The organism is Pseudomonas sp. NyZ201 (assembly GCF_049860765.1).
GTDB classification, from domain to species: domain Bacteria; phylum Pseudomonadota; class Gammaproteobacteria; order Pseudomonadales; family Pseudomonadaceae; genus Aquipseudomonas; species Aquipseudomonas bharatica.
The window spans coordinates 126916-153020 of the sequence record NZ_CP187557.1 but is presented as its reverse complement, the minus strand read 5'-3'; the positions used below and the strand labels follow the sequence as shown (position 1 = coordinate 153020).

The 26105-nt window shown below is 62.6% G+C and carries 5 protein-coding genes; 3 read left to right on the top strand and 2 right to left on the bottom strand.

Features of this window, described 5'->3' with window-relative positions; all coding sequences use genetic code 11:
* Positions 1-144 precede the first annotated feature (144 nt).
* Both ACPFMA_RS00630 and ACPFMA_RS00625 read left to right on the top strand, forming a co-directional pair.
* Positions 145-21375, top strand: coding sequence for a retention module-containing protein (locus ACPFMA_RS00630; RefSeq protein ID WP_425929506.1), 21231 nt, complete (start codon positions 145-147; stop codon positions 21373-21375).
* 145 nt (positions 21376-21520) lie between these two features.
* Positions 21521-21862, top strand: a complete 342-nt coding sequence (locus tag ACPFMA_RS00625; RefSeq protein ID WP_009407649.1) for a hypothetical protein — start codon at positions 21521-21523, stop codon at positions 21860-21862.
* 168 nt (positions 21863-22030) lie between these two features.
* Here ACPFMA_RS00625 and lapD read toward each other — a convergent pair whose 3' ends face one another.
* Positions 22031-23962, bottom strand: a complete 1932-nt coding sequence (lapD, locus tag ACPFMA_RS00620; RefSeq protein WP_009400410.1) for a cyclic di-GMP receptor LapD — start codon at positions 23960-23962, stop codon at positions 22031-22033.
* A gap of 9 nt (positions 23963-23971) precedes the next feature.
* The gene (gene lapG, locus ACPFMA_RS00615; protein WP_158467804.1) at positions 23972-24634 is read right to left on the bottom strand and encodes a cysteine protease LapG; all 663 of its coding nucleotides are present in this window, start codon (positions 24632-24634) and stop codon (positions 23972-23974) included.
* 321 nt (positions 24635-24955) lie between these two features.
* Here lapG and ACPFMA_RS00610 point away from each other — a divergent pair, with 321 nt between their 5' ends.
* The gene (locus ACPFMA_RS00610; RefSeq protein ID WP_420059568.1) at positions 24956-25663 is read left to right on the top strand and encodes a GntR family transcriptional regulator; all 708 of its coding nucleotides are present in this window, start codon (positions 24956-24958) and stop codon (positions 25661-25663) included.
* The last annotated feature ends 442 nt before the right edge of the window (positions 25664-26105 follow it).

Genomic DNA, 26105 nt, shown 5'->3' with positions numbered 1-26105 from the left:
AAAAGAAATAAAGACCCCGAATCAGCCATAAAATTGACATAAAGCAAATCAGTAGTGTCTTGCGAAACATTCCAAGCAGATCGCGGCAAACACCAGCCCTATCGCGTAAGGAAGCCACATTGAACGGTTAGTTCGGAGAGTGTCATGAGCAGTGTTGTCGCCATCGTCAAACGTGTTGTTGGCCAGGTTGTCGCCGTTTCCCAGGACGGGATCCAACGTGTACTTATCGAAGGCGACCGACTGTTCGCGGGCGACCAGGTTTTGACGGGGCAGGCCGGTGCCGTGACCCTCGAACTGACGGACGGTCGAACCCTCGATCTGGGCCGTGAAACACAGTGGAGCGCCGACGCTCCTGCCTCCAGCAGTGACCTTGCGCAGGCTACCGCCCAGGCCGCGCCATCGGTGGAGGAACTGCAACAGGCCATCGCCGCCGGTGCCGACCCGACCAAGGACCTTGAAGCGACCGCGGCCGGCCCGCAATCGGAAGGCAGTAGCGCGCCAGGTGGCGGCCACAGCGTGGTCATGCTGGAGGAAGTCGCCGGTTCCGTGGCGCCGGTGATCGGTTATCAGACGGAAGGCCTCACCTTTGCCGGCAATCTGAATGACCAGCTCACCGGAGCGCCAGACCAGACGGTCAACCAGCAGCTGGCGACCGTCCTGGTAGACAGCGGCCTGACCCTGAGCGCGACGCCAAACGTCTCCGAAGCGGGTGGTTCGGTGGTCTATACCGCTACCCTGACCCAGGCTGCGACCAGCGAAACCCGCGTCACCCTGTCCAACGGCCAGGTCATCGTCATCGCCGCCGGGCAATTGACGGGCAGCCTCAGCGTCGCGGTTCCCGCCAGCGACAACGTCTACCTCGACAACCGCCAGATTGCCGTCACCATCACCGGCACCAGCGGCGGCGATGGCCTGAACATCACGCCGAGCACCGCGCCGGCGGTCACCACCATCACCGACACCCTGGATACCACCACTGCCAGCCTGACCGCTGGCAGCAGCGTGACCGAAGGCGGCGCGATCACCTACACCGCCAGCCTGAACAACCCTGCGCAGACGCCGGTGACCATCACCCTGTCCAACGGCGCGGTGATCAGCATCGCCGCGGGCGAATCCAGCGGCAGCGTACAGGTGCAGACCCCGGCCAATGACGTCTACGCCAACGGCAGCACCGTCAGCGTGACCATCACCGGAGCGACGGGCGGCAACTTCGAGAACCTAGTGCCGAATACCACGCCGGCCGTCACCGTTATCAACGACTCGATCGACACGACCACCGTCAGCCTCGGCGCCAGCCCAAGCGTTGCCGAGAACGGCGTGATTACCTACACCGCCAGCGTCACCTCGCCGGTAACCGACACCCCGGTCATCGTCAGCCTGTCCAATGGTCAGAGCATCACCATTCCGGTCGGTGGTACCAGCGGCAGCGTGCAGTTCACTGCACCGAACGACGTCTACAACGGCGCGGCGCCGATCAGCACCACCATCACCGGTGTGTCCGGCGGCAACTTCGAGAATCTGGCAGCCAATCCAGCTCCGGCCGTCACCACCGTTACCGACTCCACCGACACCACCACCGTCAGCCTCGGCGCCAGCCCAAGCGTTGCCGAGAACGGCGTGATTACCTACACCGCCAGCGTCACCTCGCCAGTGACCGGCGCCCCGGTCATCGTCACCCTTTCCAACGGCCAGAGCATCACCATCCCGGTCGGCGGCACCAGCGGCAGCGTGCAGTTCACCGCGCCTAACGACGTCTACAACGGCGCGGCGCCGATCAGCACCAGCATTACCGGCGTCTCCGGTGGCAACTTCGAGAACCTGGCGGCCAATCCGGCTCCGGCGGTCACCACTGTTACCGACTCCACCGACACCACCACCGTGACCCTCAGCGCCAGCCCGAGCGTGCCCGAAGGCGGCGTGGTGACCTACACCGCCTCTGTCGGCGCTCCGGTGACCGGCACGCCGGTAATCGTCAACCTGGCCAACGGCCAGAGCATCACCATCGCGGTGGGCCAGACCTCCGGCTCGGTCAATTTCACCGCGCCGGACAACGTGCTGGCCACCAACGCACCGCTGACCAACAGCATCACCGGCGTCAGTGGCGGCAACTACGAGAGCCTGGTCGCCGGTACCGGCACGACCACCACTACCGTCACCGATGACCCGGCGCGCCTGGACACCACCACCCTGACCCTGGGCGCCACCGGTTCCGTCGCCGAAGGCGGGCAGATCGTCTACACCGCGACCCTGAGCAACCCGGCCGGCAGCGAAATGAAGATCAGCCTGAGCAATGGTGAGACCATCACCATTGCCCAGGGCCAGACCCAGGGCACCGTGACCTTCGCGGCGCCTGCGAACACCGTTTATGTGGATGCGGGCAATGTCAGCGTCACCGTGACCGGCACGACCGGCGGTGACTTCGAAAAACTGGCGGTGAATCCGGCTGCGGCGGTGACGGCGATCACCGACAGCATCGACACCTCGACTGTCACCCTGACCGCGACCCCGAGCGTCACCGAAGGCGGCGTGGTGACCTATACCGCCTCGGTCACGGCTCCGGTTACCGGCACGCCGCTGGTGATCAGCCTGGCCAATGGTCAATCGATCACCATCCCGGTCAACGCTTCGAGTGGCTCGGTGGATTTCATTGCGCCGAACAACGTCCTGAACACCAACACGCCGCTGACCAACAGCATCACCGGCGTCACTGGTGGCAATTACGAGAAGCTGGACACTGCCGGAACTCCGACCACTATGGTCAATGACGATCCGGCACGCCTCGACACTACCGGCCTGACCCTGTCGGCCACCGGCACCGTCCAAGAGGGTGGCGACATCGTCTATACCGCTCGCCTGACCAATCCGGCTGGCAGCGAGATGAAGATCACGCTGAGCAATGGTGAAGTGATCACCATCGGCAAGGGCCTGAGTGAAGGCTCCGTGACCTTCGCGGCGCCTCAAAACACCGTTTACGTAGATGGCGGCAACGTCAGCGTCACCGTCACAGGCACTACCGGCGGGGACTTCGAACATCTGGAAGTAAGCCCGACCGCCGCAGTGACCGCCGTCACCGATAGCATCGACACCAGCACCGTAACCCTGACCGCAACTTCGAGCGCCGTCGAAGGCGGCGTAGTGACCTACACCGCCTCCGTCACTGCACCCGTTACCGGCACCCCGCTGGTCATCAGCCTGGCCAACGGCCAGTCGATCACAATCCCGGTCAACAGCTCCAGCGGCTCGGTCGACTTCATCGCCCCGAACAACGTGCTGAACACAAATACCCCGCTGACCAACAGCATCACCGGTGTCACCGGTGGCAACTACGAGAAGCTGGAAACCGCCGGCACGCCAACCACCGTCGTGACCGACGATCCCGCTCGCCTGGACACTACTGGCCTGACCCTCAGCGCTACTGGCACCGTCCAGGAAGGCGGCGACATCGTCTACACCGCCCGCCTGACCAATCCGGCCGGCAGCGAAATGAAGGTCACCCTCAGCAATGGCGAAGTGATCACCATAGGCAAGGGCCTCTCCGAAGGCAGCGTGACCTTCGCAGCGCCTGCCAACACCGTCTATGTGGACGGCGGCAACGTCAGCGTGACTGTCACCGGGACTACTGGTGGTGACTTCGAGCATCTGGAAGTCAGCCCGACAGCTGCCGTCACTGCCGTTACAGATTCGATCGACACCAGTACAGTCACCCTGACCGCGACTCCGAGCGCAGTGGAAGGCGGCGTTGTCACCTACACCGCTTCGGTTACCGCGCCAGTCACTGGTACGCCTCTGGTCATCTCTCTGGCGAACGGCCAGTCGATCACCATTCCGGTCAATTCTTCGAGCGGTTCGGTGGACTTTGTTGCACCGAACAACGTGCTGAATACCAACACGCCGCTGACCAACAGCATCACCGGCGTCACCGGTGGCAATTACGAGAAATTGGAAACCGCCGGCACGCCGACCACCGTCGTGACCGACGATCCCGCTCGCCTGGACACCACTGGCCTGACCCTGTCGGCCACAGGCACCGTCCAGGAAGGTGGAGACATCGTCTACACCGCTCGCCTGACCAACCCGGCCGGCAGTGAAATGAAGATCACGCTGAGTAATGGCGAGGTCATTACCATCGGCAAAGGTCTGTCGGAAGGCAGCGTGACCTTCGCGGCACCAGCCAATACCGTTTATGTAGATGGCAGTAATGTCAGCGTCACCGTCACGGGTACCACCGGCGGCGACTTCGAGCATCTGGAAGTCAGCCCGACCGCGGCAGTGACCGCAGTTACCGACAGCATCGATACTTCGACCGTGACTTTGACGGCTACCGCCAGCGCTGTTGAGGGCGGCGTAGTGACCTACACCGCCTCCGTCACTGCACCCGTTACCGGCACTCCGCTGGTCATCAGTCTGGCTAACGGCCAGTCGATCACTATCCCAGTGAACAGCTCCAGCGGCTCGGTCGATTTCATTGCGCCGAACAACGTGCTGAATACCAATACGCCGCTGACCAACAGCATCACCGGTGTCACTGGCGGCAACTACGAGAAGCTGGAAACCGCCGGCACGCCGACTACCGTTGTGACCGACGACCCGGCCCGCCTGGATACCACTGGCCTGACGCTCAGCGCCACCGGCACCGTCCAGGAAGGCGGCGATATCGTCTACACCGCTCGCCTGACCAATCCGGCGGGCAGCGAGATGAAGATCACCCTCAGCAATGGCGAGGTGATCACTATTGGCAAGGGCTTGAGCGAGGGCTCTGTCACGTTCGCTGCACCGCAGAACACTGTGTACGTAGACGGCGGCAACGTCAGCGTCACCATCACCGGCACCACTGGCGGCGACTTCGAACATCTGGAAGTCAGCCCGACTGCGGCTGTCACTGCCGTTACCGACTCGATCGACACCAGCACCGTTACCCTGACCGCCACCGCCAGCGCTGTTGAAGGCGGTGTCGTCACCTACACCGCCTCGGTTACCGCGCCAGTTAGTGGTACGCCTCTGGTCATCTCCTTGGCGAACGGCCAGTCGATCACCATCCCGGTGAACAGCTCCAGCGGTTCGGTCGATTTCATTGCGCCGAATAACGTCCTCAACACCAACACGCCTTTGACCAACAGCATCACCGGGGTTACCGGTGGCAACTACGAGAAGCTCGAAACTGCCGGTACCCCGACCACCGTCGTGACCGACGATCCAGCTCGCCTGGACACTACTGGCCTGACCCTGTCCGCTACCGGCACCGTCCAGGAAGGCGGCGACATCGTCTACACCGCTCGCTTGACCAACCCGGCGGGCAGTGAAATGAAGATCACCCTCAGCAACGGGGAAGTGATCACTATCGGGAAAGGTCTGTCCGAAGGTTCTGTAACCTTTGCAGCGCCTGCCAACACCGTGTACGTCGATGCTGGCAATGTCAGTGTGACGATCACCGGTACCATCGGCGGTGACTTCGAACACCTTGAAGTCAGCCCGACTGCAGCCGTGACTGCTATTACCGACAGCATCGATACCTCGACGGTCACTCTGACCGCCACCGCTAGTGCTGTTGAAGGCGGTGTGGTGACCTATACCGCCTCGGTTACCGCGCCAGTCACTGGTACGCCTCTGGTCATCTCTTTGGCGAACGGCCAGTCGATCACCATTCCGGTCAATTCTTCGAGCGGTTCGGTGGACTTTATTGCCCCGAACAACGTGTTGAACACCAACACCCCACTGACCAACAGCATCACCGGTGTCACTGGCGGCAACTACGAGAAGCTGGAAACCGCCGGCACGCCGACTACCGTTGTGACCGACGACCCGGCCCGCCTGGATACCACTGGCCTGACGCTCAGCGCCACCGGCACCGTCCAGGAAGGCGGCGATATCGTCTACACCGCTCGCCTGACCAATCCGGCGGGCAGCGAGATGAAGATCACCCTCAGCAATGGCGAGGTGATCACTATTGGCAAGGGCTTGAGCGAGGGCTCTGTCACGTTCGCTGCACCGCAGAACACTGTGTACGTAGACGGCGGCAACGTCAGCGTCACCATCACCGGCACCACTGGCGGCGACTTCGAACATCTGGAAGTCAGCCCGACTGCGGCTGTCACTGCCGTTACCGACTCGATCGACACCAGCACCGTTACCCTGACCGCCACCGCCAGCGCTGTTGAAGGCGGTGTCGTCACCTACACCGCCTCGGTTACCGCGCCAGTTAGTGGTACGCCTCTGGTCATCTCCTTGGCGAACGGCCAGTCGATCACCATCCCGGTGAACAGCTCCAGCGGTTCGGTCGATTTCATTGCGCCGAATAACGTCCTCAACACCAACACGCCTTTGACCAACAGCATCACCGGGGTTACCGGTGGCAACTACGAGAAGCTCGAAACTGCCGGTACCCCGACCACCGTCGTGACCGACGATCCAGCTCGCCTGGACACTACTGGCCTGACCCTGTCCGCTACCGGCACCGTCCAGGAAGGCGGCGACATCGTCTACACCGCTCGCTTGACCAACCCGGCGGGCAGTGAAATGAAGATCACCCTCAGCAACGGGGAAGTGATCACTATCGGGAAAGGTCTGTCCGAAGGTTCTGTAACCTTTGCAGCGCCTGCCAACACCGTGTACGTCGATGCTGGCAATGTCAGTGTGACGATCACCGGTACCATCGGCGGTGACTTCGAACACCTTGAAGTCAGCCCGACTGCAGCCGTGACTGCTATTACCGACAGCATCGATACCTCGACGGTCACTCTGACCGCCACCGCTAGTGCTGTTGAAGGCGGTGTGGTGACCTATACCGCCTCGGTTACCGCGCCAGTCACTGGTACGCCTCTGGTCATCTCTTTGGCGAACGGCCAGTCGATCACCATTCCGGTCAATTCTTCGAGCGGTTCGGTGGACTTTATTGCCCCGAACAACGTGTTGAACACCAACACCCCACTGACCAACAGCATCACCGGTGTCACTGGCGGCAACTACGAGAAGCTGGAAACCGCCGGCACGCCGACTACCGTTGTGACCGACGACCCGGCCCGCCTGGATACCACTGGCCTGACGCTCAGCGCCACCGGCACCGTCCAGGAAGGCGGCGATATCGTCTACACCGCTCGCCTGACCAATCCGGCGGGCAGCGAGATGAAGATCACCCTCAGCAATGGCGAGGTGATCACTATTGGCAAGGGCTTGAGCGAGGGCTCTGTCACGTTCGCTGCACCGCAGAACACTGTGTACGTAGACGGCGGCAACGTCAGCGTCACCATCACCGGTACCACTGGCGGCGACTTCGAACATCTGGAAGTCAGCCCGACTGCGGCTGTCACTGCCGTTACCGACTCGATCGACACCAGCACCGTTACCCTGACCGCCACCGCCAGCGCTGTTGAAGGCGGTGTGGTGACCTATACCGCCTCGGTCACCGCGCCAGTCACTGGTACGCCTCTGGTCATCTCCTTGGCGAATGGCCAATCGATCACCATTCCGGTCAACGCTTCCAGCGGTTCGGTGGACTTCATCGCCCCGAATAACGTCCTGAACACCAATACGCCGCTGACCAACAGCATCACCGGCGTCACCGGTGGCAACTACGAGAAGCTGGAAACCGCCGGCACGCCAACCACCGTCGTAACCGACGACCCGGCTCGCCTGGACACCACCGGCCTGACCTTGTCCGCCACCGGCACCGTCCAGGAAGGCGGTGACATCGTCTACACCGCCCGCCTGACCAACCCGGCGGGCAGCGAGATGAAGATCACGCTGAGCAATGGTGAGGTGATCACCATCGGCAAGGGCTTAAGTGAAGGGTCTATCACCTTCGCTGCACCTCAGAACACCGTTTATGTGGACGGTGGCAACGTCAGCGTGACCATCACCGGCACCACCGGCGGAGACTTCGAGCACCTAGAAGTCAGCCCGACGGCGGCCATCACTGCCGTTACGGATTCGATCGACACCAGTACAGTCACCCTAACCGCGACTCCAAGCGCAGTGGAAGGTGGCGTCGTCACCTACACCGCCTCCGTCACGGCACCAGTTACCGGCACCCCGCTGGTCATCAGCCTGGCCAACGGCCAGTCGATCACAATCCCGGTCAACAGTTCCAGCGGCTCGGTCGACTTCATCGCCCCGAACAACGTGCTGAACACCAATACACCACTGACCAATAGCATCACCGGTGTCACTGGTGGTAATTACGAGAAATTGGAAACCGCCGGCACGCCGACCACCGTCGTGACCGACGACCCAACTCGCCTGGACACCACTGGCCTGACCCTGTCCGCCACCGGCACCGTTCAGGAAGGCGGTGACATCGTCTACACCGCCCGCCTGACCAATCCGGCGGGCAGCGAGATGAAGATCACCCTCAGCAACGGGGAAGTGATCACCATCGGCAAAGGTCTGTCGGAAGGCAGCGTGACCTTCCCAGCGCCTCAGAACACCGTTTACGTGGACGGCGGCAACGTTAGCGTGACCGTCACGGGCACCACCGGTGGCGATTTCGAGCACCTTGAAATCAATCCGACTGCGGCGGTGACCGCTGTCACTGACAGCATCGACACTTCGACCGTGACTCTGACCGCGACTGCGAGCGCCGTCGAAGGTGGCGTCGTCACCTACACCGCCTCGGTTACCTCGCCGGTGACCGGTACACCGTTGGTCATAACCTTGGCGAATGGCCAATCGATCACCATTCCGGTCAACGCTTCGAGCGGTTCGGTCGATTTCATTGCGCCGAATAACGTCCTGAATACCAATACGCCGCTGACCAACAGCATCACCGGTGTCACTGGTGGTAATTACGAGAAATTGGAAACCGCCGGCACGCCGACCACCGTCGTGACCGACGACCCAACTCGCCTGGACACCACTGGCCTGACCCTGTCCGCCACCGGCACCGTTCAGGAAGGCGGTGACATCGTCTACACCGCCCGCCTGACCAATCCGGCGGGCAGCGAGATGAAGATCACCCTCAGCAACGGGGAAGTGATCACCATCGGCAAAGGTCTGTCGGAAGGCAGCGTGACCTTCCCAGCGCCTCAGAACACCGTTTACGTGGACGGCGGCAACGTCAGCGTCACCGTCACAGGCACTACCGGCGGCGACTTCGAGCATCTGGAAGTCAGCCCGACTCCGGCTGTCACTGCCGTTACGGATTCGATCGATACGTCGACCGTCACCCTGACCGCAACTTCGAGTGCAGTGGAAGGCGGTGTCGTCACCTACACCGCCTCCGTCACGGCTCCGGTTACTGGCACTCCGCTAGTTGTAACTTTGGCCAACGGCCAGTCAATCACCATTCCGGTCAACAGCTCCAGCGGCTCGGTGGATTTCATCGCGCCGAACAACGTCCTGAATACCAACACCCCGCTGACCAACAGCATCACCGGCGTAACCGGTGGCAACTACGAAAAACTCGAAACCGCCGGCACGCCGACCACCGTCGTGACCGACGACCCAACTCGCCTGGACACCACTGGCCTGACCCTGTCCGCCACCGGCACCGTTCAGGAAGGCGGTGACATCGTCTACACCGCCCGCCTGACCAATCCGGCGGGCAGCGAGATGAAGATCACCCTCAGCAACGGGGAAGTGATCACCATCGGCAAAGGTCTGTCGGAAGGCAGCGTGACCTTCCCAGCGCCTCAGAACACCGTTTACGTGGACGGCGGCAACGTTAGCGTGACCGTCACGGGCACCACCGGTGGCGATTTCGAGCACCTTGAAATCAATCCGACTGCGGCGGTGACCGCTGTCACTGACAGCATCGACACTTCGACCGTGACTCTGACCGCGACTGCGAGCGCCGTCGAAGGTGGCGTCGTCACCTACACCGCCTCGGTTACCGCGCCAGTCACTGGCACCCCTCTGGTCATCTCTTTGGCGAACGGCCAGTCGATCACCATTCCGGTCAACAGCTCCAGCGGTTCGGTCGATTTCATCGCCCCGAACAACGTGCTGAACACCAATACGCCGCTGACCAACAGCATCATCGGCGTCACCGGTGGCAACTACGAAAAATTGGAAACCGCCGGTACCCCGACCACCGTCGTAACCGATGACCCGGCTCGCCTGGATACTACCGGTCTGACCCTGTCCGCCACCGGCACCGTTCAGGAAGGCGGTGACATCGTCTACACCGCTCGCCTGACCAATCCGGCTGGCAGTGAAATGAAGATCACCCTCAGCAACGGCGAGGTGATCACCATCGGCAAGGGCTTAAGTGAAGGGTCTATCACCTTCCCCGCCCCGCAAAACACCGTTTACGTAGATGGCGGCAACGTCAGCGTCACCGTCACAGGCACTACCGGCGGCGACTTCGAGCATCTGGAAGTCAGCCCGACTCCGGCTGTCACTGCCGTTACGGATTCGATCGATACGTCGACCGTCACCCTGACCGCAACTTCGAGTGCAGTGGAAGGCGGTGTCGTCACCTACACCGCCTCCGTCACGGCTCCGGTTACTGGCACTCCGCTAGTTGTAACTTTGGCCAACGGCCAGTCAATCACCATTCCGGTCAACAGCTCCAGCGGCTCGGTGGATTTCATCGCGCCGAACAACGTCCTGAATACCAACACCCCGCTGACCAACAGCATCACCGGCGTAACCGGTGGCAACTACGAAAAACTCGAAACCACCGGCACCCCGACTACGGTCGTGACTGACGACCCAGCTCGCCTGGACACCACCGGCCTGACCCTGTCCGCCACCGGCACCGTCCAGGAAGGCGGCGATATCGTCTACACCGCTCGCCTGACCAATCCGGCGGGCAGCGAGATGAAGATCACCCTCAGCAACGGGGAAGTGATCACCATCGGTAAGGGCCTGAGTGAGGGGTCTGTCACCTTCGCTGCACCTCAGAACACCGTGTATGTGGACGGCGGCAACGTCAGTGTCACCATCACTGACACCACCGGCGGCGACTTCGAACATCTGGAAGTCAGTCCAACGGCGGCGGTAACTGCCGTAACTGACAGCATCGATACCTCGACTGTCACTCTGACCGCCACCGCCAGTGCTGTTGAAGGTGGTGTGGTGACCTATACCGCCTCGGTTACTGCGCCGGTCACCGGCACGCCACTGGTCATCAGTCTCGCCAATGGCCAAAGCATCACCATCCCGGTCAACAGCTCCAGCGGTTCGGTGGATTTCATTGCGCCGAACAACGTCCTGAACACCAATACCCCGCTGACCAACAGCATCACCGGTGTCACTGGCGGCAACTACGAGAAGCTCGAGACCACCGGCACTCCGACCACCGTCGTGACCGACGATCCGGCTCGCCTGGACACCACTGGCCTGACGCTTTCAGCCACGGGTACCGTCCAGGAAGGCGGCGACATCGTCTACACCGCCCGCCTGACAAACCCAGCGGGCAGCGAGATGAAGATCACCCTCAGCAACGGCGAGGTGATCACCATCGGCAAAGGTCTGTCGGAAGGCTCCGTGACCTTCGCAGCACCAGCCAACACCGTCTACGTAGATGGCGGCAACGTCAGCGTGACCGTCACCGGGACTACTGGTGGCGACTTCGAGCATCTGGAAGTCAGCCCGACAGCTGCCGTCACTGCCGTTACGGATTCGATCGATACGTCGACCGTCACCCTGACCGCGACTTCGAGTGCAGTGGAAGGCGGTGTCGTCACCTACACCGCTTCGGTTACCGCGCCAGTCACTGGTACGCCTCTGGTCATCTCTCTGGCGAACGGCCAGTCGATCACCATTCCGGTCAATTCTTCGAGCGGTTCGGTGGACTTTATTGCACCGAACAACGTGCTGAATACCAACACGCCGCTGACCAACAGCATCACCGGCGTCACTGGCGGCAACTACGAGAAGTTGGAGACTGCTGGCACCCCAACTACTGTCGTGACCGACGATCCCGCTCGCCTGGACACTACTGGCCTGACCCTCAGCGCTACTGGCACCGTCCAGGAAGGTGGCGACATCGTCTACACCGCCCGCCTGACCAATCCGGCCGGCAGCGAAATGAAGGTTACCCTCAGCAATGGCGAGGTGATCACTATTGGCAAAGGTCTGTCCGAAGGTTCTGTAACCTTCCCGGCGCCGCAAAACACCGTTTACGTGGACGGCGGCAACGTCAGCGTGACCGTCACCGGAACTACCGGCGGCGACTTTGAGCATCTGGAAGTCAGCCCAACGGCGGCTGTGACTGCTGTCACCGACAGCATCGACACTTCGACCGTGACTTTGACGGCCACCGCCAGTGCTGTTGAAGGCGGTGTGGTTACCTACACCGCCTCGGTTACCGCGCCGGTCACTGGCACTCCGCTGGTTATCAGCCTGGCCAACGGACAGAGCATCACCATCCCGGTTAACAGCTCCAGCGGCTCGGTAGATTTCATCGCGCCGAATAACGTCCTGAACACCAACACGCCGCTGACCAACAGCATCACCGGTGTCACTGGCGGCAACTACGAGAAATTGGAAACCGCCGGCACCCCTACCACCGTGGTAACCGACGATCCGGCCCGCCTGGACACTACCGGCCTGACCCTCAGCGCTACCGGCACCGTCCAGGAAGGTGGCGATATCGTTTACACCGCCCGCCTGACCAACCCGGCGGGCAGCGAGATGAAGATCACCCTCAGCAATGGTGAGGTGATCACCATTGGTAAGGGCCTCTCCGAAGGCAGCGTGACCTTCGCAGCGCCTGCCAACACCGTCTATGTGGACGGCGGCAACGTCAGCGTGACTGTCACCGGGACTACTGGTGGTGACTTCGAGCATCTGGAAGTCAGCCCGACAGCTACCGTCACTGCCGTTACAGATTCGATCGACACCAGTACAGTCACCCTGACCGCGACTCCGAGCGCAGTGGAAGGCGGCGTTGTCACCTACACAGCGTCGGTTACGGCTCCGGTTACCGGCACCCCGCTGGTCATCACCCTCGCCAATGGCCAAAGCATCACCATCCCGGTCAACGCTTCGAGCGGCTCGGTAGACTTCACCGCCCCGAACAACGTCTACGGCACCAACGCGCCGCTGACCAACAGCATCACCGGCGTGACCGGCGGCAACTACGAGAAGCTGGTGACCGCTGGTACGCCAAGCACCGTGGTCAACGACAACCCGAATAACCTCGACACCACCGGGGTCAGCCTGACCGCCTCCGGCACCGTCCAGGAAGGCGGCCAGATCACCTACACCGCCAAGCTGACCAACCCGGCCGGCAGCGACATGACCGTCAGCCTGAGCAACGGCTCGACGATCAACATCGCCAAGGGCCTGAGCGAAGGCACCGTTACCGTCGATGCGCCGAAAAACAGCGTGTACGTCGATGCCACCAACGTCAGCGCCACTATCACTGGCACCAGCGGTGGCGATTTCGAGAAGCTGGCGATCAGCCCGACTCCGGCCGTAACCGCAGTCACCGATACCATCGACACCTCGACCGTGACCCTCAGCGCCACGCCAAGCGTGACCGAAGGCGGCGTGGTCACCTACACCGCCACCGTCAGTTCGCCGGTTACCGGGGCCCCGCTGGTTATCAGCCTGCAGAACGGCCAATCGATCACCATCGGCGTCAACGAAACCTCCGGCTCGGTCAACTTCACGGCACCGAACAACGTCTACGCCACCAATACGGCACTGACCAACAGCATCACCGGCGTGACCGGCGGCAACTACGAGAAGCTGGTGACCGCCGGCACACCCAGCACCGTAGTCAATGACAACCCGAACAACCTCGACACCACCGGGGTAAGCCTGACCGCCTCCGGCACCGTCCAGGAAGGCGGCCAGATCACCTACACCGCCAAGCTGACCAACCCGGCCGGCAGCGACATGACCGTCAGCCTGAGCAACGGCTCGACAATCAACATCGCCAAGGGCCTGAGTGAGGGCACCGTCACCGTCGATGCGCCGAAAAACAGCGTGTACGTCGATGCCACCAACGTCAGCGCCACTATCACTGGCACTAGCGGTGGCGATTTCGAGAAGCTGGCGATCAGCCCGACTCCGGCCGTAACCGCAGTCACCGATACCATCGACACGTCCACCGTGACCCTGACGGCTACGCCGAGCGTGACCGAGGGCGGCGTGGTGACCTACACCGCCTCCGTCACGGCTCCGGTTACCGGCACCCCGCTGGTCATCACCCTCGCCAACGGCCAGAGCATTACCATCCCGGTCAACGCTTCGAGCGGCTCGGTGGACTTCACCGCGCCAAACAACGTCTATGGCACCAACGCGCCGCTGACCAACAGCATCACCGGCGTGACCGGCGGCAACTACGAGAAGCTGGTGACCGCTGGTACGCCAAGCACCGTGGTCAACGACAACCCGAATAACCTCGACACCACCGGGGTCAGCCTGACCGCCACCGGCACCGTCCAGGAAGGCGGCCAGATCACCTACACCGCCAAGCTGACCAACCCGGCCGGAAGCGACATGACCGTCAGCCTGAGCAACGGCTCGACAATCAACATCGCCAAGGGCCTGAGCGAAGGCACCGTCACCGTCGATGCGCCGAAAAACAGCGTCTATGTGGACGCCACCAATGTCAGCGCCACTATCACCGGCACCACGGGCGGTGATTTCGAGAAGGTGAACGTCAACGCAACCCCGGCAGTTACGGCAATCACCGATACCATCGACACGTCCACCGTGACCCTGACGGCTACGCCGAGCGTGACCGAGGGCGGCGTGGTGACCTACACCGCCTCCGTCACGGCTCCGGTTACCGGCACCCCGCTGGTCATCAGCCTCGCCAACGGCCAAAGCATCACCATCCCGGTCAACGCTTCGAGCGGCTCGGTAGACTTCACCGCGCCAAACAACGTCTATGGCACCAACGCGCCGCTGACCAACAGCATCACCGGCGTGACCGGCGGCAACTACGAGAAGCTGGTGACCGCCGGCACACCCAGCACCGTAGTCAATGACAACCCGAACAACCTCGACACCACCGGGGTCAGCCTGACCGCCTCCGGCACCGTCCAGGAAGGCGGCCAGATCACCTACACCGCCAAGCTGACCAACCCGGCCGGCAGCGCCATGACCGTCAGCCTGAGCAATGGCTCGACCATCTCCATCGCCAAAGGCATGAGCGAAGGCACGGTGACCGTCGATGCGCCGAAAAACAGCGTGTACGTCGATGCCACCAACGTCAGCGCCACTATCACTGGCACCAGCGGTGGCGATTTCGAGAAGCTGGCGATCAGCTCGACTCCGGCCGTAACCGCAGTCACCGATACCATCGACACCTCGACCGTGACCCTCAGCGCCACGCCAAGCGTGACCGAAGGCGGCGTGGTCACCTACACCGCCACCGTCAGTTCGCCGGTTACCGGGGCCCCGCTGGTTATCAGCCTGCAGAACGGCCAATCGATCACCATCGGCGTCAACGAAACCTCCGGCTCGGTCAACTTCACGGCACCGAACAACGTCTACGCCACCAATACGGCACTGACCAACAGCATTACCGGCATGACCGGCGGTAACTTCGAGAAGCTGGTATCGACCGGCACGCCGACTACCGTGGTCAACGACAACCCGTCGAACCTGGACACCACCAACGTGGCCCTGAGCGCCACACCGTCGGTGGATGAAGGCGGCCAGATCACCTACACCGCCAAGCTGTCCAACCCGGCCGGCAGCGCCATGACCGTCAGCCTGAGCAATGGCTCGACAATCAACATCGCCAAGGGCCTGAGCGAAGGCACCGTCACCGTCGATGCGCCGAAAAACAGCGTCTATGTGGACGCCACCAATGTCAGCGCCACTATCACCGGCACCACGGGCGGTGATTTCGAGAAGGTGAACGTCAACGCAACCCCGGCAGTTACGGCAATCACCGATACCATCGACACGTCCACCGTGACCCTGACGGCTACGCCGAGCGTGACCGAGAGCGGCGTGGTGACCTACACCGCCTCCGTCACGGCTCCGGTTACCGGCACCCCGCTGGTCATCAGCCTCGCCAACGGCCAAAGCATCACCATCCCGGTCAACGCTTCGAGCGGCTCGGTAGACTTCACCGCGCCAAACAACGTCTATGGCACCAACGCGCCGCTGACCAACAGCATCACCGGCGTAACCGGCGGCAACTACGAGAAGCTGGTGACCGCCGGCACACCCAGCACCGTAGTCAATGACAACCCGAACAACCTCGACACCACCGGGGTAAGCCTGACCGCCTCCGGCACCGTCCAGGAAGGCAGCCAGATCACCTACACCGCCAAACTGACCAACCCGGCCGGCAGCGCAATGACCGTCAGCCTGAGCAATGGCTCGACCATCTCCATCGCCAAGGGCATGAGCGAAGGCTCGGTGACCGTCGATGCGCCGAAGAACAGCGTGTATATCGACGCCGGCAATGTCAGCGCGACGATCAGCGGCACCAGTGGCGGCGACTTCGAGAAACTGAATATCAGCAGCACGCCCGCCGTGACGGCGGTCACCGATACGATCGACACCTCGACCGTGACCCTGACCGCCACGCCAAGCGTGGTCGAAGGCGGCGTGGTCACCTATACCGCCACCGTCACCTCGCCGGTGACCGTGGCACCGCTGGTCATCAGCCTGGCCAACGGCCAGTCCATCACCATCCCGGTCAATGCCACCAGCGGTACCGTGACCTACGTCGCGCCGAACAATGTGTATGCCACCAATACACCGCTGACCAACAGCATCACCGGCATGACCGGCGGCAACTACGAGAAGCTGGTGAGCACGGGCACGACCACCACCACGGTGACCGACAGCCCGTCGAACCTGGACACCACCAATGTCACCCTCACGGCGACCAACACCGTGCAGGAAGGCGGCCAGATCACCTACACCGCCAAGCTGTCCAACCCGGCCGGCTCGGCGATGACCGTGACCCTGAGCAACGGCTCGACCATCAACATCGCCAAGGGCCTGAGCGAAGGCTCGGTGACCGTCGATGCGCCGAAGAACAGCGTGTACGTCGATGCCACCAACGTCAGCACGAGCATCACCGCCACCACCGGCGGCGACTTCGAGAAGGTCAACGTCAGCTCGGCTCCGGCCGTGACTTCGGTCACCGATACCATCGACACCAGCACCGTGACCCTGAGTGCAACCCCGAGCGTGATCGAGGGCGGCACCGTGGTCTACACCGCTACCGTCAGCTCGCCGGTGACCGTTGCGCCGCTGGTCATCAGCCTGGCCAACGGCCAGTCGATCACCATCCCGGTCAATGCCACCAGCGGCTCGGTCAACTACACCGCACCGAACAACCCGTACACCAGCAACCCGACGCTGACCAACAGCATCACCGGCGTCAGTGGCGGCAACTTCGAGAAACTGGAGGCCTCCGGCACCACCACCACCACGGTCACCGACGGCCCGATCGACACCACCACCGTGAGCCTCAGCGCCACCGGCTCGGTACAGGAAGGCGGGCAGATCACCTACACCGCGACCCTGACCAACCCGGCAGCGTCGCCGGTAACCGTGACGCTGTCCAACGGCTCGACCATCGTTATCGGCAAGGACCAGCTGTCCAGCAGCATCACCCTGCCAGCACCGGCGGACACCCCGTACATCGACGCCAGCAGCATCAGCACGAAGATCACCGGTGCCAGCGGTGGCGGCTTCGAGAACCTGGCCTACAACGCCACGCCAGCGGTCACCCAGGTCACCGACACCAATACGCCGACCACCATCAGCATCAGCGGCAGCACGCTGGTGGCCGAGGGCGCGACCGGCAGCTACACCATCAACCTGAGCAACCCGTCGCAGTCGGCGGTCACCGTCAAGCTGAGCTATTCCGGCACCGCCACCAATGGCTCGGACTACACCGGCGTGACCACCGTGACCATCCCGGCCGGGGCGAACAAGGTCGACTTCACCATCCCGACCATCAAGGACCTGGTGACCGAAGGCACGGAACAGTTCACCGTCAAGATCGACTCGGCCACCGGCGGCAACTTCGAGAGCGTGGTGGTCAGCCCGACCCAGGGCAGCGTGACCACCTCGATCTACGAGCCGGCACCGGTCCTGGACCTGGACGCCAACAACTCCAGCGGTGCGACCGGTGCCGATTACCAGGTGACCTTCACCGAAGGCCAGCCGGGCGCCGGCGTGTCCATCGGCGATATCGACCTGAACATCACCGACTACGACAGCACGTTGATGACCGGGGCTACCGTGACCCTGACCAACCGCATGGCCGGCGATGCGCTGAACCTGGGCAACAGCGTGGGTGGCATCAGCATCAATGCGGTGAGCACCAACGACAAGGTCACCCTGGTCCTTAGCGGCCCGGCGTCGATCGCCGATTACATCCAGCGCCTGAAGAACATCACCTTCATCAACACCAGCGATGACCCAAGCAGCACACCGCGGGTCATCACCGTGACGGTCACGGACGGGGTCAATACCTCGAACGTCGCCACCACCACGGTCAACGTGGTGCCGGTGAACGATGCACCGACCGCCGCCGGTGGCGAGATCACCGGCACCGAGGACACCGACCTGGCCCTGACCTGGTCCAGCCTGGGTGTCAGCGACCTGGACAACCTGCCGAGCGCGCTGGGCATCACCATCACCCAGCTGCCGGCCAACGGCACCCTGCAATACAAGGACGGCGCAACCTGGAAGACCCTGACCGCCGCCGACACCGGCAAGGTGTTCAGCAAGGCCGATATCGATGCGGGCAACCTGAAGTTCGTGCCGCAGGCCAACCAGTCGGGCATCAGCGCCAACGGCGGCTCCGGCGTGGGCAACCAGCAGGCCGACTATGCGCAGATCAAGTTCAAGCCGTACGACGGCAAGGACATGGGCAACGAAGCCACGCTGAAAGTCGATATCACCCCGGTCGCCGACCAGCCGACCCTGACCATCGGCAGCAACGCCGTGGCCTCGATCGGCCTGACCAAGGAGATCTACACCGGGCTGTCGGGCCTGGGCACCGACGGCAACGGCGCCAATGCCGCAACCCTGAAATCGGTGATCGACGCGGCGGCCGGCAAGGCGCAGTCCACCACCATCGCCACCAACGCCGCGGAAACCTCGGTGACGGCGGGCGTTGCCTCGAAGACGTCCGGCCTGATGTACATGGAGGCCGGCAGCACCTACAAATTCACCGGTACCGGTGACGACAGCCTGGCAGTGGTAGTGGGCGGCAAGGACGTGGCCAGCACCACCTGGGGCGCCGGCGGCCAGCTCAACGGCACCTTCACCCCGACCAAGAGCGGCTACTACACCGTCGAGATCTACCACTACAACCAGGCGGGCCCGGGCAGCTACGACGTCAACCTCTCGGTGAACGGCGGCGCGACCATCGACGTCAGCCAGGCCGGCACCGCGCTGTACCCGACCGTGGCGGCCCTGGCGGCAGCCGGCGTCACCGTTTCCGACCTGCACGGCAGCGGCGGCAAGGGTTACTACGACGGCTACAAGCTCAATGAAGGCGGCGAGAACGGCACGGTCAAGCTGGTGGGCATCAGCTCGGCCCTGACCGACACCGACGGCTCGGAAACCCTGGCGGTCAAGCTCGGCGGCATCCCGGCCGGCTCGGTGATCAGCGACAACGCCGGCCACAGTGTCGCCGTGGGCAGCACCCTGGTAGACGTCACCGGCTGGAACCTCAACGCCCTGACCATCAAGCCACCGGCGTACTACTCCGGGACCTTCAACGTGTCGGTCAGCGCCATCGCCACCGAAAGCGTCAACGGCAGCAGCGCCACCACGCCGGGCAGCATCAAGGTCACGGTGTATGGCGACACCTACGCCACAGCGGTGAACGCCACCGCCGACAGCGACACCTGGACCGGTACCGACGGCAACGACCTCATCGCCGCCGACATCAACGGCCTGCACGTGGTCGCCGGGCAGAACTACAACCTGGCATTCATCGTCGACACCTCGGGCAGCATGAAGGACTCGGTGGACGCGGCGCAGAAAGCCCTGCAGTCGGTGTTCACCACCTTGTCCAACAGCGTCCAGGGCGCCAGCTCCGGCACGGTGAACATCCTCCTGGTGGACTTCGCCACCCAGGTCAAATCCACCGTATCGGTGAACCTGGCCGACAGCGGCGCGCTGCAGACCCTGAAAAACGCCCTGACGTCGATGTCGGCCAACGGCGGCACCAACTACGAGGACGCCTTCAAGACCACTGCGAACTGGTTCCAGGCCCTGAAGAACGCCGGTGTCACCGCGACCAACCAGACCTTCTTCATTACCGACGGCCAGCCGACCTACTACCAGACCGGCGAACGGGTGAACCCGACGCTGATCACCTACAGCGGCAGCAAGGCCAACCTGACGATGGACACCTACCTGTCGTCGATCAACTACAAGATCGGCCAGGTGGTGAATACCAACCTGGACAACAACAACTACCTGACCATCGACAGCAGCGGCAACCTCAACCTGTACAAGAACGGCAGCTGGTTCTCGTCGCTCAGTGGCACCCTGCATGCCCAGGGCGACGGTACCTACGAGTTGTCGAGCCTGGCCGGCCAGGGCAGCTATGCCGACACCGACACCATCAACAACTCGAAGAGCGCCTTCGCGGTACTCAAGGCGTTGTCGCCGAACATCGAGGCCATCGGTATCGGCAGCGACATCAACACCAGCGACCTGAAGCCATACGACTCCGACGGTGTGCCGCAAACCAACATCGACGCCAACAACCTGGCCAACGCCATCCTCGGCCACACCGAGGCGACCCTTCCGGGCAACGACACGGTCAATGCCGGCGATGGCAACGACATCGTGTTCGGCGACCTGATCCTGTTCCCGACCGTGTCCGGCAACGGCGTCGAAGCCCTGCAAAGCTACGTTGCGCAGCAGAAGGGCATCGATGTCAGCGCGGTGGACAGCAAGACCATGCACCAGTACGTCACCGAGCACATCAGCGAGTTCGACATCTCGCGTACCAGCGATGGCGACGACAAGCTGTTCGGCGGCGACGGCAACGACATTCTCTTCGGCCAGGGCGGCAACGACACGCTCGATGGCGGCAAGGGCAATGACATCCTGCTTGGCGGTACCGGCAACGACACCCTGCTCGGTGGCGAAGGCAACGACCTGCTGTTCGGCGGCAAGGGCAACGACACCCTGACCGGTGGTTCGGGTGCCGACACTTTCATCTGGCGGGCGGGGGATACCGGCAACGACATCATCAAGGACTTCAAGCCGGCCGAAGGTGACCGTCTCGACCTGAGCGACCTGCTCCAGGGCGAAAAGGCCAGCACCATCGACAATTACCTGAAGATCACCACGGTGAACGGCGAGTCGACCCTGCAGGTCAGTAGTGAAGGCAAGCTGAACGCAAGCGGCGGCATCGCCAATGCCGACGTAACGATCAAGCTGGAAGGGGTGAACTGGTCCAATACCTCGATCAACTCGTTGATCAGCGGTGCGGATCCGACCATCAAGATCGACCACAACAACAGCTGACAGCGGTTCCGACGCCGGCTCTGCGGAGCCGGCGGACGACGGCCGTTTTGCCTGATGCGTCGCGGCCAAGCATACTCATGCGCCGCGCGCTGCGCGCCTGGCCTAAGCTGCTGACGAGATGGATTCGACGAGACGAGGTAAAACCATGTTCTACGTGCAACGCGATGCGGCGGGCCAGTTACTCCGGGTCGAAGCGGTTGCCTTTGCCGAGGCCACGGAAATGCTGCCGGCCGATCACGCCGAGGTCCTGGAGTGGTTCGCCGACGATGTGGTGGAGAACAGCCTCAAGCAGCTCAAGCAGAGCGACCTGGACATGATCCGGGTCCTGGAGGACCTGATCGATGTGCTGACCACCAAGGGTGTAATCAGCATCACCGACCTGCCACCAGGAGCCCAGGCCAAGCTGCTCAACCGCAACACCGCACGGGCGGCCCTGGGCGGATTGAACAACCTGATCGATGAAGACGAGCAGGGCGGGTTGATCTGACTCACCGCGCTCCCTGTAGGAGTCTGCGCTGTCGCGCAGAAAACAGTTCTAAAGCATTACTCAGTCCCTTGTGGGAGCGGGTTTACCCGCGATTGCCATAGTGACTTCACTACCGCAATCGCGGGTAAACCCGCTCCCACAGGGTCCGTATAGCTTCCAAAATCTTCTTCAGCGCCAGGGTGCCGGTTCGCCCACCAGGCGGCCTTGCACGCCCTGGATCTCCATTTCCCGAAGCACCTGCAACTCGCCTTCGGTTTCCACGCGCTCGGCGATCAGCGGCAGGTCGATGCTGTGGGCTGCGCGCTGTATCGCCTCGATGAAGATGCGCTTGTGCTGTTCCTCGTCGATGGCGCGGATGTAGCTGCCGTCGATCTTCAGGTAGGCCAGGCCGAGGTGGGCAAGGTTGCCGATCATGCTGAAGCGACCGCCGAAATGCTGCAGGCTGAGGCTGAAGCCTAGCCCGCGCAGACGCCGGGTCAGCTGTTCCAGCACCGCCTGCTCGGGCAATTGCTCCTCGGCGATTTCCAGAGTCAGGCGCGGGCCGAGGCTGGCATGCTGGCCAAGCAGGTCGAAGACCTTCTGCAGGCTGGCCGGGTTGGCCACGGTGGTTGCCGACAGGTTCAGCGCCAGCGAGCGGTCATGCCCATGCATCTGCTTGAGCACCTTTTCCAGCATCAGCAGGTCAAGACGGGTTGCCCAGCCGAAGCGCTCCAGCGCCGGCAGGAAGCGGCCCGCGGCGATGGCTTCGCCACGCTCGTCGATCAATCGCGAGAGCACCTTGTAGTGCAGCACGCGATCGAGATGGTTGCTGTCCACCACCGGCTGGAAGAACAGTTCGAAGCGACCCTGGGCCAGGGCATCGTCCAGCAGCGTATGCCACTGCCGGTGGGTATCGCTGGCCTGGGTCGCAGAACCCTGCTCCAGGCACACCCACGACGGCTCCGGCTGGCTCTGGGCCCGGGCCAGGGCCTCATCGGCCAGTTGCAGCAAGGCCTTGGGCTCGTCACCCGGGCTGAACGGCGCCAGGCCGATGCAAGCCGAAGGCGTGACATCGGAAATCCCGCGCAGGCCGGCGTCCAGCGCCTCCGCCAGGCGAATGGCGTCGTCATGGCTCAGGCCTGGCGCAAGCACGGCGAATTCGCCACCACGGCTGCGGGTGATCAGGTTATTGGTTTCCGGGAAGCTGGCGCAGATGCCTTTCAGTTGCTGGCCGACCGCCTGCAACAGCTGGTCGGTACGCTGGCCGCCAAGACGCTGGTTGAGGCCGGCGAGGTCCTGCATGCGCAGCAATAGCAGGTAGCCGTCGCGGGCTTCTTCCAGGTTGCTGACCCGGGCATTCAACTGCATCTCGAAATAGCGCCGGTTGGCCAGCCCGGTGAGGCTGTCCTGGTAGGACTCGACCCGCAGCTTCTCGCTGCGCTCGGCCTGCTCCTGGTACAGCGCCTTGAGCTTCTCGACCATCTGGTTCATCGCCTGCACGACCCGGCGCAGCTCGGGCGTGCGCGGCAGGTCCGGAAGGCTGAGGAATTCGCGGCGGGCGATGGCGTGGGACTGTTCGACCATGTAGTCCAGCGGACGCAACTGGCGCCGCAGCAACAGGGCACCGGCAATTGCACTCAGCGCCCCGCACAGCAGCAGCCAGCCAAGGCTGCCAAGGGCGCTTTGCCACAGCTTGGCGAGGGCAAACATCGGGTGGCTGACCACCTCGACCCGCGCCGCCTGCTGCCAACCGCGCATGACAATGGCATCGCCACCGGCCGCTTCCAGGCCGATCAGCTTGATGAACCACTGCGGCACTCCACCCGGGTCAGGGTCGGCATGGCGCTCCACCAGTACCGCATTGGAGCCGAGATCGACCACACGGATGCTGGCGTAGTAACCACTGTCGAAGATCGAGCTGACCATCAGCTCGACCATCGCCGGGTCATCCAGGTTCGGCGTCAACGAAAGCGCCAGTGCCGTAGCGGCATCCTGGGCATGCGAGCGCAACTGATTGACGTACTGGCTGCGCGAGCTTTCCAGGCTGACCATGAAGCTGCCACTGAAAGCGACCACCAGGAACAGGCAGATGGCGAGCAACAATTGTTTGAACAGTGACATCGGAGCTCCTCAGTAGACCGGCTCGGCAGGGAATCCCTCCGCCTGCATCTTTTTCAACAGATCCTGCCAACGCGACAGGCGCTTGGTATCGCCGACTTTCTTGTTTCCCGTCGCGCCGGTCAGCCACAAGCCCTCGCCATTGAAGGCGTAGACCGGCAGCAGGTCGGGACGCTGGCTGGCCGGCTTGATTGCATCCATCAGGCTATCGAGGACCAGGGGCATGGCGTCAGGGCTGGAATAGTAGGTCAGAACCATGTGCGCACGGTTCTGCCGCAGGGCCTTGACGTAGGTGATGCGCAATTTGTCGGCGGCAACGCCGAGGCGGCGCAGGCTGAAGTACTTGGCGATGGCGTAATCCTCGCAGTCGCCGGCGCCCTTGATCAGCGACTGGATCGGCGTGGCCCAGTAATCGACCTCGTGCCACAGGTCGATATCCTCTTCGTAGCGCAACTGGCGGTTGAAGAACTGGTTCACCACCTGCAGCTTCTGCGCCTCGTCGAGTTGCTTCTGCGTTGCCAGCAGTTGCTGCCAGGCGTCGATGCGCTGCTGGCCCGCGCCAAGCGGGCCATACAGGGCAGCGGCCTTGCGGCTGATCTGGGAAAAATCCCAGTCCGCGCGCAAGCCGCCCAGCAACGCCAGGCCAAGCAGCAGGGCGAATCCCACCCGGCGCATGGTCAGAAAAATGGCCCAACGTATCGCCAAGGCAGACTGTCCGCGAAATCCCTGGAAAGGACGATGGTGCCGCCAGGCCCCGGAAAAAACAATCAGCGCCGGACAATCATTGCGCCATCACCTTTCAGGGTGTCCGACAATCGGTTGGCACCCGGCCCGGCGCACCACTTTCATTCCCGTTAAAGTTCATTCAGGATTAGCGCCGGTCCAGCCACAGGCCCTTGCCCGCGTGAGGCGAAACGATTCTGCCAACGGCATGGCCGGCACGGTTTGACAAGCAGCGAACCCCTCACTAGCGTGATTGGATCCAATCCGCACCGAATGCAGGACAACACCAGCGTGGCCGCTAGAACCAAACTCCTCAGCAGCATCCTGGGTAACGAACAGGTCCCCGCGCACCTGGCTCGCAGCGTGATCGAAGAACGTTTGCGCAGCGCCATACTCGACGGACGCCTGGCGCCGGGCATGGCGATCCGCCAACAGGAGCTGGCAACCCTGTTCGGGGTCAGCCGCATGCCGGTTCGCGAGGCGCTGCGTCAGCTGGAAGCCCAAGAGCTGCTGACGGTGGTGGCGCACAAGGGCGCAGTAGTCGCCCCGCTGATCGGCGAGGACGCAGTAGAAGCCTACGAGCTGCGCACCATGCTGGAAAGCGAAGCCCTGCGCCAGTCGATTCCCCTGCTCGGCCCTGAAGACATCGCCCAGGCACGCGGCTATATCCAATTGCTGGAGAACGAAACCCGGCACGCCGAGATCGGACGCCTGAACCGTCTGTTTCATATGAGCCTTTACACCAAGGCGCACAACAGGAAGCTGCTGCGTCTGATCGACAACGAACTGCTGCAGGAAGAACGCTTCCTGCGCTTTCACCTGTCTTCCATGGGCCTGGGCAAGCTGACCCAGGACGATCACAACGGCCTGGTCGATGCCGCCGAGGCCAAGGCCATCGAGGATGCCGTGGCCATCCTGCACCGCCACCTCGACAAGGCGATGCGCACCATTCGCGACTATCTGGGCAAGACCGCCCGGTAAGCGTTTCTCTCCCCCGCTTCCCACGCCCGCTTCGCCCGGCCATGACAGGCTGGGCGTTTTCTGCACACTCTAGTTCGAGCAAGTGACCGATCGATCGGCTGCGGCACGGCCCTGGTCGCCTGCACGAATTGCAACCAGCAGAAGGAGCGCGCCCGGGCGAGGGCCGATTGCGATCAACCGCCCCAATAAAGAATCCAGTCCGTTCGTTCATTTCCGGAAAGTGCCCGGAGTGAGGCATTCACTCATTATCAACTTACTTTGGCGATTATTAGCCGAAGCGGGAACTTTCACCCAAATAAAACAACGTTCACTTGTTTTAATGAACGCGCTCAACTTACGAAAATCAGCGGAAACATTATATTTGCAAATAACTTGCGAAAAACTTTCAAGTTGCCTTAGCTTCTACTCGCCGGGCATCAAGCCGGCTCCACGAGAGCATCAA